This is a genomic window from Laceyella sacchari (genome assembly GCF_004343255.1).
Taxonomy (GTDB): Bacteria; Bacillota; Bacilli; order Thermoactinomycetales; family Thermoactinomycetaceae; genus Laceyella; species Laceyella sacchari.
This window is the reverse complement of the sequence record NZ_SMDD01000001.1, coordinates 1409287-1422401: the sequence shown is the minus strand read 5'-3', so window position 1 is coordinate 1422401 and position 13115 is coordinate 1409287. Positions and strand designations below refer to the sequence as shown.

The following is a 13115-nucleotide window of genomic DNA, read 5'->3' as shown; positions in this document are numbered from 1 at the left end:
GTATTTTTATTCTGCATAGTTTATCATATATTTTAGATAAAAATGAAAGTATGTAATAAATATTTAATATATGATTCATTTAATATTTATATTTTTCTTTATCTCGCCCTAATTGCTTTTGGGTGACGTCTTTTTGAATGTCTTATAATTCCATATCATTACTTTTTTATTAATATTAGTAATCCTATGTGTGAAGTTGTCTTTACCAACCATTAGGTGATTAAAAATGCAGTCTAACCCATCGGGGGAGTGTGTCCACTGTGATGTCTCGGTGCCTTTTTCTGCGTTGGGGACTGTATTTTTAACATAACAATCTACATTTGAGGGAGGAGAACATGGGCGAGCAAATCTTTTACTGGTCTCCCGCCAAACATTGGCGAATGTCGGACGAGGGTGTGGTGATTGGAGAGTCGACCTATACAGGGATGATATTGGAGTGGTTTCCCGAATTTTATTTTTTTGCCCAAACAGGCGTGACGATCAACTGCCTCTTGGAGCGGTTTTCCTCTGGAAGTGAAAAAGAGGCGAATGAAATACTGGAGCTTCTGATCCAAGATCGAGTGTTGGTTGAGGGCATATTGCCGCCAAGGGAAGTGTTTTCGCCGCAAGAAGGCCTGTTCGTCAACCCATACAGTGAGCAGATTCGTTATTCCAAAGAAGCATTGGATTACTATGTCAGTGAGCAATTAAACCGGACACATGCCGCTTGCCGGTCGACCAAGATTCAGCTGGAGACAAGTGGCGCATTGCCGGACATTATTCAAAAACGCAGATCTTGCCGACGGTTTGACATGAAAACACCCGTTTCTTTTGCCACATTCTCCAACCTGTTGTCTTCTTTAAAGCAACGAAAAGAGGACAAAATTCTTTACAATTACGCGAGTGCAGGGGGGCTTTATCCAATTGATGTCTTTGTCTATGTCAAGCCGAGACGCGTAGAAGGGGTTAAAGCCGGCTTTTATTATTTCAACCCGGCCGATCACAGCTTGGTGTTAGTCAACAATATTGATCAAGTAATCAAGGATGATCATGAGCTGATCAATCAAGATATTTTCGCCCAGTCCGCTTTCTCCGTCTATCTGGTGTATAACGCTCGCGCCTCCATGCCCAAATACGGGGCAGATGGCTATTTTTACGCTTGTATCGAGGCTGGCATCATTACAGCGACTTTAAATATGGTGGCAGAGGATTTGAATGTGGGGTTGTGTTCGATTGGGCACATGAATTTCGAAGAGATTCAAACATTTTTGAAACTGGAAGATCACCAAGTCATTCTTCATGCGATTGAGGGCGGTTTGAAGATTGATGGGTAATCAGGAATTTTGAGGGGGTTGGGCAAACGAATGCGAATAAGAGATTTGGATTTGAATCATGAGCATGAAGCGGCGGCATCGTTTTGGAAAAAGCAATTATCTACCGATGCGCCCTCCTTTTCATTGTCTGATATGGAATGTGGTCCAAATAAAGCCGATTCGTGTGATAGGGTGCAAGTGCCGCTGGATGATGAATTAGTGGACAAGTCAAGTGATTTGAGCTTGCTTGCTTGGATGCAGGCAGCTTTATGCGCCTGCCTGGTTCATTATACAGAACAAGAGCGAATCACGGTCGGCGTTCCGGTAACCGCGTGTGGCTTGGAAGGGGATGCGGCACCCAATGAATTGTTGCCCATCCGCGTCGACATTTGTGCCAGCCAGCCTTTTGTGCAAGTGGTGGAAGAAGTCGAACAAACCCTCTCGCTTGCTTATGAATACCAGCGTTATCCCTTGGCTGCTTTGTCGGAACAAATGAGCGCATTCTCCCCGGAAGTGATTCTGGGATGGGAAAGGTTGCACAGCAAACCGTCGCTCGGACAGGATTCCGAGCGAAAATTGGTCATTTGGTTGCAAAGGGATGCTGAGAAAGAGCAGGATGAAGTCGTTATCCAATATGTCCGTGGTTCTCATCCGCCTATCCCTGTGCACCAGTTTGCCGATTCTTACCTTCACGTGTTGCGGCAAGTGCTGAGAAACCCGGATATGGCTGTGAACGAGATCAGCATCTTAACTGAAGAAGAGAAAACGTTGCAAGAGGAAATGAACGAAGTCCGGACGGATGTGGACTTAACGAAGACTTTTCAGGATTTGTTTGAGGCGCAAGCGCGCAAGGCCCCGGAGCGGTTGGCTGTTGTGTGTGGGGATCAATCCCTCACGTATGGCGAATTGAACAAAAAGGCAAATCAATTGGCCTTGACCCTTAAAGATCGGGGCGTAACCAGAAATAGTATCGTTGGGGTTATGGTGGATCGCTCTGTGGAAATGCTTGTTGGCATGTTGGCGATTTTGAAGGCTGGAGGAGTCTATCTCCCCATCGATCCCCACTATCCCGTGGAACGGATTGAATACATGCTTCATGACAGTGGAGCCAAGTGGTTGCTGAGCAAGCGATCTGTGAAAGCGTTGCCAAGGTTTGCGGGTGAAGTGGTGCATTTGGAAGATGGGCGATGGTTTCAGGGGGAAGGGAGCGATTTGTGCCGGGACAGCACACCCGATGATTTGGCTTATGTCATTTATACCTCGGGTTCGACGGGGAATCCCAAAGGGGTTATGATCGAGCAACGCTCCCTGGTCCATTTCATGCATGTGATGGGGGAACATTTGAAAGACAATCAATCTTTCCTTTTTCTCGCCAGTGTCTCCTTTGATATCTCTTTGTTGGAATTTGGCATACCTCTGACGCATGGCTCCACGGTGGTGATTGCCACCGATGGCCAATCGGCTACGAGTGAATTGGGTGAGTTGGTTAAACGTCATGGAGTGGAGTTATGGGAGTCAACTCCGTCGCGGATGGAACTGGTTTTAAGTGATCCGGAAGAAGCGATGTTCCTAAAAGAGTTGAAGACGATTTTGTTGGCCGGGGAACCTTTTTCCATCGATTTGGTTGAGCGCATTCGGAGCATCAGCGACGCGCGGATATTGAACATCTATGGGCCAACTGAAACGACGATTTGCGCGGCTGTTAAGGATTTAAGCGATGCTAGCACGGTGACGATCGGGAAACCTAACCCCAATTATCGCTCATATGTGATGAATAAATATGGTCAACTAAAACCACTTGGCATGCCCGGAGAGCTATGTATTTCTGGTGTGGCGGTGGCGCGGGGGTATCTCGGCAAACCTGAATTGACCACAGAGAAATTCGTCCCCAATCCGTTTAATCCTGATGAAACCATGTATCGCACTGGCGATCTTGTCCGCTGGTTACCCAATGGGGAGCTGGAATATTTAGGACGCATGGATCAACAGGTGAAAATACGGGGATACCGAATCGAATTGGGGGAAATTGAGGCTCAACTAAGAAAACATCCGCAGATTAGCCAGGCCGTCGTGATCGACCGTACCGATGGAAACAGAAAGTGGCTCGCTGCCTACTATGCGTCTGAGGAAACCATTCCCTTTGCAGAGCTCAGGGCATATCTAGGCAAAGTGTTGCCGGATTTCATGATACCCGAAAACCTGATTCGGGTTGAAGCCATTCCGCTAAACCCCAACGGCAAAGTAGATCGCAAGCGGCTGTCAGAGTTTGGTCAAGCCGACCAAATGTCCGCTCCTTATGTTGCTCCGCGTAATCCGGTAGAACAGAAGTTGGCGCAAACATGGGAAAAGGTGATGGGAATCGACCGGGTGGGTATCCATGATAATTTTTTTGCTTTGGGTGGAGAATCGATTAAAGCCTTGCAGATTATCAACGCATTGCGAAAAGAACAGCTTAAAGTGGGTACAAGAGATGTCTTTAACTATCCGACCATCGCCGAGCTGAGCGAGCGGGTGGTGATAGCACAAAAACAAGAAAGCGACGGCCGGGTGCTGGTTCGCCGTGCAGATCTTTCGGAACCGTTTTCTTTGACAGAAGTGCAGACCGCTTACATGTTGGGGCGCAATCCGCAATTTGAATTGAGTGGGATTTCTCCGCAAACGTATTTCGAATATGAAACAGAATTGGATATTGCGCGGTTGTCACGGAGCTTCCAAAAGGTTATTCAGCGTCATCCTATGTTGCGGGCAGTGATCTTGCCGGAGGGGAAGCAGCAAATTTTGCGAGACGTCCCGGAATATGAGATTGAGGTAGAGAGCTTGGTTTCCATGCCTCCGGAAAAACAAGCGGCACGTTTGCGTGAAGAACGTTCGCGCATGATCGACCATGTCTTTCCATTGGGCCAATGGCCGTTGTTTGAATTAAAAGCATTCCAGTTGCAAGAACACACTTATTTATTGTGTTTCCGATATGACGCGCTGTTGATGGATGGAGCGAGCATGAATCTAGTCGGGCAGGACTTGATGCATTATTACCACCAGCCTGATGCTCAGTTGCCTCCCCTCTCGTTCACCTTTCAGGATTATATGCACATCTATGATGACATGAAACGAGGCACGGAATATGAAACGGCGAAAGCATATTGGACCAACAAGCTACCTGATTTTCCGCCAGCTCCTTCGCTGTTGTTGGCTAAAGATCCGGCAGAAATCGGCACTCCCAACTTCCAATCGCTGACGACGATCATTACCAAAGATAAATGGTTAAAATTGCGAAGGTTGGCGCAAGACAAACAAGTGACGCCATCGGCCTTGCTGTGTACAGTTTATGGGGAAGTGTTGGCGTTTTGGAGCAATCAGCGTCGGTTGGCGATCAATTTGACTGTTTTTAACCGTTATCCGGTACATGATGAAGTGGAGCAGATCGTGGGGGATTTCACTTCGCTCATCCTCTTGGATATGGACATGGATCAAAAACAACCGTTCTTCACCAAGGTGGAGCAGACGCAATCCACATTGCTGGACGGGTTGGAGCATCGACACTATGACGGTGTGGAGTTTATCCGTGATTATACACGGTACCACCAGATGAGGCCGAAAGCGGTCATGCCGATTGTGTTCACTTCCATGCTGGCTGGTGCTGGCGCGTTCGCTTGGGAAGAAATCGGTTCTCTCCGCCACATACACGCTCGGACGCCGCAAGTGTATTTGGATAATGTAGTGATTGAAAAAAACGGCGAGCTGTTGGTCAGTTGGAACTACGTCGAAGAGTTGTTTGATGCCGAAGTGATGGAGAGCATGTTCACGCAATTTGTGGAGTTGCTGGATCAATTGGTTGAGCAGGGGGACATCAACCCTCTACGTATCAGCCAAAAGGATTATGCTTTGATCGACCAATACAACGCAACGGCTGAACCCATCCCTGCCGCTACATTGCATCAATTGTTCATCGATCAAGCGCAACGTACGCCGGATCAAGTGGCGGTGGTTTTTGAACAGGAGTGGTTAACTTATTCGGAGCTTGATCAACGTTCAAACCAAGTGGCCCGTTTTCTGCAAAGCCGAGGCATTGGACGGGGCGACCGGGTGGGCGTTTTGGCGAAGCGACAGGTGGAGACGATCATCAACCTACTGGCGGTGCTGAAAGCGGGAGCAGCTTATGTGCCCATTGATCCAGATCATCCGTATGAGCGGCAAACCTATATTTTGGAAAACAGTTCGTGCAAGATCTTGCTTGATTCCGACCTGTACGAAACGATGGAGATCTCATCGTATGCGGACGGAGATCTGACGCCCGTGGCCGAACCCGAAGATACAGCTTATGTCATTTACACTTCGGGAAGCACCGGCAGACCCAAAGGCGTGATTATCACCCACCAAGCGGCTTCCAACACCATTCAAGATATTAACCGGAAGTTTGAAGTAAATGAAGAGGATCGTATTATCGGCATTTCCTCCATGTGTTTTGACTTGTCCGTGTACGACATTTTTGGGACCTTGAGTGCGGGCGCGACCTTAGTGATGATTCGCGATCCAAGAGACATGCGCGAATTGGTGCGCACCGTCGAGCGTCGGGGGATCACGATCTGGAATACTGTACCAGCGATTATGGATTTGGCGCTAGATCATGTGGGTTCTCATTTTGAGAATACATCGTTGAGGTTGGTTTTGCTGAGTGGAGACTGGATTCCGTTGCCTTTGCCGGCAAAAATCAACCGGCATTTCCCGGTTGCGGATGTCATTTCCCTCGGAGGAGCGACCGAAGCGTCGATTTGGTCTATCTATTGGCCGATCGAACAGGTGGAAGCGAACTGGAAAAGCATCCCATATGGCAAACCGCTGGCGAACCAAACGTATTATGTGCTTAATTACGATCAGAAGATGTGTCCAGTCGGCGTGATCGGTGACTTGTACATCGGGGGTGCCGGCCTGGCCCAAGGCTACTTAAATGACGATCAGAAGACAAAGGATGCGTTTATTATGCATCCGGAATTCGGCCCGATTTACAAAACGGGGGATTGTGGCAGAATGCGCCCGGAGGGCTATATTGAATTTTTAGGTCGTCAGGATTATCAGGTGAAAATTCAAGGCTATCGAGTGGAATTGGAAGAGATTTCTCATTGTTTGCTTACCTATCCCGATGTAGATCAAGCCGTGGTGATTGATCAGACGGATGAGCGCGGCATGAAGTTTTTGGTGGGGTATGTGGTGGCTCAACAAGAGATTGATGAGAAAGCGTTGCGGAAGCATTTGATGGAACACTTGCCAGAGTATATGATTCCCGCCCATCTCGTCCATTTGGAGCAATTGCCGTTAACGCCCAATGGGAAATTGGATCGCAAAGCGCTCCCAGTCCCCAAAAAGCAAAGGAATGCAGAGAAGTTTGTCGCTCCCCAAGCGGGACTCGAAAAGATACTGGCCAGTGTATGGCAAGAAGTGTTAAATGTGGAGCAGATCGGAGCAAACGACCATTTCTTCGCTTTGGGTGGAGATTCCATCAAGGCGATTCAGGTGTCTGCACGTCTTTTTGTACAGGGTTATCATCTGGATACCAAAAGTTTGTTTGAATTCCCAGTGTTAAGAGATGTTGCGCGGACGATTAAGAAGTTGGATCGTTCCATGCTGACCCATCCGGAAGGGACAAGCGACTCCAGCGACGACGCGGGGGTTGCGGTCGAGTCAGAACTCAAGGCGCAAGCAGAGCTTCAGATTCGCAAAAAAATGCAAGAGAAGATGCCGCATGCAACGATCGAACGAATTTATCCGTTGGCCCCCTTTCAACAAGTGATTTATGAACATGCGGCCAAAGTACCGGACACCGATGCATACTTTGAGCAAACAATCTGGACACTTGAAGGGGAATTGGACATCGATCTGTTTATCCAGTGTTTTCAACAACTGGTTGACCGATACGACGCCCTGCGGACGATCATCGTGCAAGATGATCAAGGAAGACCGTGGCAAGCGGTGTTGCGTGAAGCCCAAATGGAGGCGGAAGTACGTAGCTTACAGGGAATGACCGACCAGGAGCAAGAAGCATGCTTGCAACGGTGGATGAGTCAAAATCTGGCCCGGGGATTTGCGTTTGACGAACTCATGACTCGCCTCTGTGTGTTTCAATTGGGGCCGAAAGAGCACAAGGTGATCTGGAGCGCCCAACATCTGTTATGTGATGGGTGGAGCGTCAGCATTTTGCTGACAGAATTGGTTCAACTCTACGAAGCTGGACAAGCGGGAATCACTGCACAATTAACTCCGGTGCAACCATTTCAATCGTTTGTGGATTGGATCGCCGCACAAGACCATGAAAAAGCACGCCGTTTTTGGCGTGATTATCTGGCAGGTTACAATCGGCCGGTCGGCCTTCCCTTCCAGAAGGAGACCGCACACAAGAAGAGATCTGACTTTACATTTATGGATTTGACATTGGACGAGCAACTGAGCAGCCAATTACGGAAGTTTGTGACAGACAACCGCGTCACGCTAAATTCGGCATTGATGGTTGCGTGGAGTGTGTTGCTGGGCAAAATCAACCATGTACAAGAAGTGGTTGTGCCCAATCTGGTGTCAGTAAGACCTGCGGAAGTAGAGGGGATTGAGCAGATGTTCGGTCTGTTCACAAATGTGTTGCCCATCAGAGTCTCGTGGACGGAATCGTCAACGTTTGCCGATCTTCTGCAAGTTGTGCAACAGGATACATTGAAGTGCAATGAATATGCTTATTGCTCTTTGATTGATATTCAAAAAGAAAGCGCGTTGCAAGATCAGCTTACTGACCATCTGTGGGTGTTTGAAAACTATCCCACCGATCCGGCTGTATTCGCACCAAATAAGAATAGGGGCTTCGTCGTCAAAAATTACGATGTGGTGGATGAACCGCATACGAAATACGGGATCATCTGTTTCCCTGAAGAACGAATCACGCTGAAATTCGGGCATGACCAACATGTCTTTGATACGGAGCAAGTGCGGGAGACATTAAACCGCCTCCATCGATTGATCAAAGCGGTGGTGAGTAATCCGACGCAAACGATCGGTGATTTTCAGATATAAACAAGGGCGAGTGTGACACTCGCCTCATTCTGATTGAGTGGGAGAGAAGCGGATGTCCAAAAATTTGCAGTTGTCAGCAGAACAGATGCGTCGATTGGGATACCAAGCAGTTGACATGATCGTTGACCATATCAGCGGCATTAAGAACAAACCGGTTTCAAGGGTTATTGACGGTGAGTTCCTCAGGCACAAGCTGACGGAACCGCTCCCGGAGTCCGGTTCTGACCCGGAGCAACTACTTGCCTATTTGCATGACCATGTCTTCAATCACATTACACATGTGGATCATCCACATTTTTTTGCATATGTGCCAGGCCCCAACAACTATGTTGGCGTGGTGGCCGATTTTTTGGCCAGCGGGTTTAATATTTTTCCAACAGCATGGATTGCGGCGGCGGGTGCGGAGCAGGTCGAGCTGATTACCATTGACTGGTTTAAAACGATGGTAGGTTTTCCTGATTCCGCGGGAGGGTTGTTTGTGAGCGGAGGTTCGATGGCTAACTTGACTGCGCTTGCCGTGGCTAGGCAGGTCAAACTGGATAATGACATTGACCAAGCCGTGGTTTACTTTTCCGACCAAACCCATTTTTCCGTGGAGCGTGCATTGAAAGTGTTGGGGTTCCAACCACATCAACTGCGGTGGATTGAAACGGATGATCGCCTCCGGATTTCTGTCAGTGATTTGAAACGACAAATAGAAGAAGACCGCATGGCCGGGAGAAAACCTTTCTGTGTGATCGCCAATGTTGGAACGACCAATACTGGAGCAGTTGATCCGCTCAATGAATTGGCGGATGTTTGTCGCGAAGTGGATGCTTGGTTGCATGCCGATGGAGCTTATGGGGCACCGGCAGCCCTCACGGATAAAGGAAGAGAGCTGTTGCGTGGGATGGAGCGCGTCGATTCACTAACCATGGACCCGCACAAATGGTTGTTTCAGCCGTATGATGCCGGCTGCGTGTTGGTTCGGAATCGACGACATTTGCGGGAAACATTTAGCATGGCGCCGGAGTATCTGCAAGACATCGACCTCGGCAATGATCAACAGATTAATTTCGGGGAATGCGGCATTGAGCTTTCGCGCAGATTTCGGGCGCTCAAAGTGTGGTTGTCGCTCAAAGCGTTTGGCGCTGAATCATTTCGCCAAGCGATTGACCATGGGATCATGCTGGCTGAACAGGCGGAGGCATTCGTGCGTCAAGCGGAGGATTGGGAGGTGGTGACGCCTGCGCAGTTGGGTGTGGTCACATTCCGCTACCTGCCCAAGGAATCAGCGACACTAGACACCATCAATGAAATTAACAAGCAGCTGGCGGAAGAAGTCGTTCACAGGGGATTTGCGATGGTGAGCACCACCACCTTGAAAGGGAAAGTGGTCATACGTCTTTGTCCCATCCACCCAGAGACGACTCTGGAAGAGATGCACCAGATTTTGGTGAGAATCGTCGAATTGGCCGCAGAATTAAGTGCTTCATGCAAACATCCTATCTGAGGCACCGGCAGTAGCATTGGAAAGCTATGCGGATCAGACGCCATTGCGTCACCTTTAGCACGAATGGCAAAAAAACCGACGCCTGTCAGCGTCGGTTCTTTGCTTGTCGAACAGCGAGGGAAGCGTGCATACTGCGTGCCAGGGATCGTTTAAACATTTACTTTCTTGCCCAGCTGGGTGTTGAGAAAATCCTGCAGCTGTTGATGATGCGTCGGCAAATTCATGAATTGATTTTCCAAGTGTTCTTCTAAATCCAATTTTTCGATGACGTTTTGCCCGTTGCGAACCCGGATGACTGGATGAATGTGAACGCTTTCTTTCGGTTCTCCCGGCACGCGGGGAATGCTCAAAGGGTCGGTGAATCGATGGATGTCTCCATATTCCAACGAAGCGGCTAGCAAACATTGCCCTTCTTGCAACGGAGTGCTTTCATACTCGTGAATCGTTTGGTAACCAATCTGTTTCCACACGCCCCCTTCATGACGCAACACATAGACGATAAAGCCCGGTTGCAAATAAGGGTCGGCAGCCTCTGTCAATTCCTCCAAAATATGGCTTACAATCTCTTCGTTGGGGATGGTGGGGTGGTTGGTAGGATATCCCAAGCGCTCCGCTAGTTTGTGAGCCAGTACTTTGCTGTTGTATCGGAAGCCGTGAATAAATCCGCTAAATGTTTTTCTGTAATCCAGGCCATGGGTTTGTGTACCCGCGAAGAACAGATTGGGCACTTCCGTCGATTCAAACACGCCGGAGATGGAAGGGTATTTATTGTTAACTATCTGCAGATTGAGATCTTTTACCAGATGGTCGATGTTGGCGCGGAAACCGGTGGCGGCGATGATTTCATTAAAGAACAGCGTTTCTTTTTCATCTTCCGCGTGCATATAGTGGACAGTTACGTTGAAACCGTCTTTCACTTTTTCGATGTTGGTGATCTCACAATCCAACAACGCGGCCTGATGCTTCAATTGGTAGTTGTCCACTAGCAAGGCGTTGACCGCCCTGACGTCGCCCACATAATGGGTTTTGTAGGCCAAGCGGGTGGAATGGCGGCTTGCGATCATGATCAGGTTCGCCTCATTCAATATTTCTTGTGCGCATTCCATGCCGCTGTTCCCTTTGCCAATGATCAGCACCCGTTTGTCACGGTAATGATCTTTCTTTTTCATTTCAGAATATGGCGTGGTGTGTTCCAATCCGGGGATTGGCGGATAATTGGGTGTCATCCCTGTCGCAACCACGAGATATTTGCAATGCAAGGTTCCTTTGTCTGTCACCACTTCAAAATGCCCTTGCTCGGTTTGGCGGGTTCCTTGCCAAGTCGTGTTATACATGACAGGCAATTCATATTCCGCCACCAGATCGTTTAACATCTCCACTAATGCCTCTCGGCGGGGAAAGAAGTCGCGGCTGTAATTTCTCATTAGGATTTTCTTCTCTTTGGTTACCAAGCTGTTCCAGTCAAACCGTTCTGCGTATCGGCTCTTAGGCGGCTTACCGGTATACAATTTGTTGTTGCTGATCAATTGCCCATGAACAGGATATTTTGTGAAGAAGGTTCCTGCCTGTTTCCCGGATTCGATGATCAACAGGTTCAGCTTCTGGTTGGACTCGTCAGCCAACTCTTTCAAAGTCAGTGCTGTTTGAAGTCCTCCCGGACCCGCGCCAACAATAATCACATCATACAATTTGTCCATATGAATCCCTCCAGTGTTTGATTGATGCATACATTGAGTTGCAGCAATGCTGGCCAGTGAAGCCGCTTTGGGCTGCGCCTGTTTGGAAACGGGCGTATGTATGCGAATAGGTAATTGTTATTTCCGTAGGGGATTGAGCGCCATTAAGATTGTTTGGGCAAAGGTTTCAAGTCAATAACTCCTCGTTTCTCCTTCGGATGTGTGGGATAAAGCAGGTTGAAAACCGGCGTTGCCCCAATGGTTGTCACCAGGGTCATTAACACCAAAATGGCGAACAACTCGGTGGTGATGATATGATAGGAAATTCCGATGTTGACCAAGATCAGTACCATCAACCCTCTGGCGTTCATCAACATCCCGATGGCGGAAGCTTCCCGCCAAGAGTATCCGATGCTTTTCATAGCCAGCGCGCATCCGCCGTATTTACCGGCGATCGATGCGATCAGCACGACTATAGCAGGGATCAGCAGGGACATGTTGCTGAAAATGGTGGTTAAATCGGTGTTTAACCCAGAATAGGCAAAGAAAATGGGCAACAACAGTGAAATGACGACCGGCTGGAATTTGGATTGCAATTCGCGAGCAAACACTTTATGTCTCGGCATTGCAAGACCGACGATAAATCCGCCGAATACGGAATAGATGCCAATATAGTCAGTGAACCAAATGGCGAGGAGGAGGAGCAAAAGAATGAGAGAAAAGTGATTGATCGAAAGGGAACCTGCTTTTTCGACTTTGTCTCCCAAACGCGCCATCCATTTTTTTACAAGCAATAACATAAAACACGCAAATATAGCGCCAAACACAATGGCAGATACACCGGCAAAAACCCCTTGGGCTTGAGCCAACGCAGTGATTAATGCTACCAAACACCACGCCAGGGCGTCATCGATGGAAGCGGCTAGCAAAGCCAATGTGCCAAAGTGTGTGGTCGTTAGATTCCGCTCTTGGATAATCCGTGCTAGCATGGGGAAGGCCGTCAGTGACAGCGCAGACCCGATGAATAAGGCGAACAAGAATGGATGAACGTTTGGAAGGGATAGTTCAGAATAATAGAAAAAACCGATAGCCACTCCTAACAAAAGTGGAACCAAGATCCCGGATGTAGAGAGAATGGTGCATTTGCGAATGAGGCTCTTAGTCAGCTTATTTTCATCCACCTCCGCCCCAACCAAAAACATGTACATGCCCAACCCCAAATTGCTGAGGATGTACAAAATGCTTTTAACATCGGCAGTGAAAAGAGTAGACATGGTTTGTGGTGCGAAAATTCCTAAAAACGAAGGGCCGATCAGTATTCCTGCAATCATTTCACCGACAACTTTGGGTTGTCCAATATATCGGGCTAAATTGCCGCATATATATGAAGCGACCAATACCAAAATCAATGCCGGGATAAAATCTAAAAACAAATGCATATTGTTGCCCAAGATTTTATTTGCCCCTTTCGATAAATTAATTTTTTCGCACTTGATTTCATATGATTGCCAGTGGCGAGAGGGTGGATATGGGCGTCTGAATCCCAAGAAAAAAGCTTATTTTCTTTATCACCTCCATATTAGTTCGGAAAATGGTTTATATTCT

General features: G+C 48.1%; 5 protein-coding genes. 3 read left to right on the top strand and 2 right to left on the bottom strand.

Annotated elements, in window-relative coordinates; genetic code table 11:
- Window positions 1-335 precede the first annotated feature (335 nt).
- Genes EDC32_RS06810 through EDC32_RS06800 form a run of 3 tightly spaced genes read left to right on the top strand, consistent with a single transcriptional unit; the run spans window position 336 to window position 9834 of the window.
- A complete protein-coding gene (locus EDC32_RS06810) occupies window positions 336-1313 on the top strand; it encodes a SagB/ThcOx family dehydrogenase (protein WP_132220762.1) in 978 nt (325 codons plus the stop codon).
- A gap of 30 nt (window positions 1314-1343) precedes the next feature.
- Entirely contained in the window at window positions 1344-8342 is a 6999-nt protein-coding gene (locus EDC32_RS06805; protein ID WP_132220760.1) for a non-ribosomal peptide synthetase, read from the top strand.
- A gap of 52 nt (window positions 8343-8394) precedes the next feature.
- Window positions 8395-9834: a pyridoxal phosphate-dependent decarboxylase family protein gene (locus tag EDC32_RS06800; RefSeq protein WP_132220758.1), complete on the top strand. Its 1440-nt coding sequence runs from the start codon at window positions 8395-8397 to the stop codon at window positions 9832-9834.
- Window positions 9835-9983: 149 nt separating this feature from the next.
- On the opposite strand, the gene EDC32_RS06795 is transcribed toward EDC32_RS06800, so the two are convergent.
- Together EDC32_RS06795 and EDC32_RS06790 are read right to left on the bottom strand one after the other, a co-directional pair.
- Window positions 9984-11531 (bottom strand): NAD(P)-binding domain-containing protein, encoded by a 1548-nt coding sequence (locus tag EDC32_RS06795; RefSeq protein ID WP_132220756.1) that lies wholly within the window; start codon window positions 11529-11531, stop codon window positions 9984-9986.
- A 143-nt stretch (window positions 11532-11674) separates the two neighbouring features.
- On the bottom strand, window positions 11675-12961 hold the full coding sequence (locus EDC32_RS06790) for a cation:proton antiporter (protein WP_132220754.1): 1287 nt from the start codon (window positions 12959-12961) through the stop codon (window positions 11675-11677).
- Window positions 12962-13115 lie beyond the last annotated feature (154 nt).

Excerpts from the sequence above, each read along its gene's own strand:
- EDC32_RS06805 (WP_132220760.1), top strand. The coding sequence starts at position 1,344 with ATGCGAATAAGAGATTTGGATTTGAATCATGAGCATGAAGCGGCGGCA.
- EDC32_RS06800 (WP_132220758.1), top strand. The coding sequence starts at position 8,395 with ATGTCCAAAAATTTGCAGTTGTCAGCAGAACAGATGCGTCGATTGGGA.
- EDC32_RS06795 (WP_132220756.1), bottom strand. The coding sequence starts at position 11,531 with ATGGACAAATTGTATGATGTGATTATTGTTGGCGCGGGTCCGGGAGGA.
- EDC32_RS06810 (WP_132220762.1), top strand. The coding sequence starts at position 336 with ATGGGCGAGCAAATCTTTTACTGGTCTCCCGCCAAACATTGGCGAATG.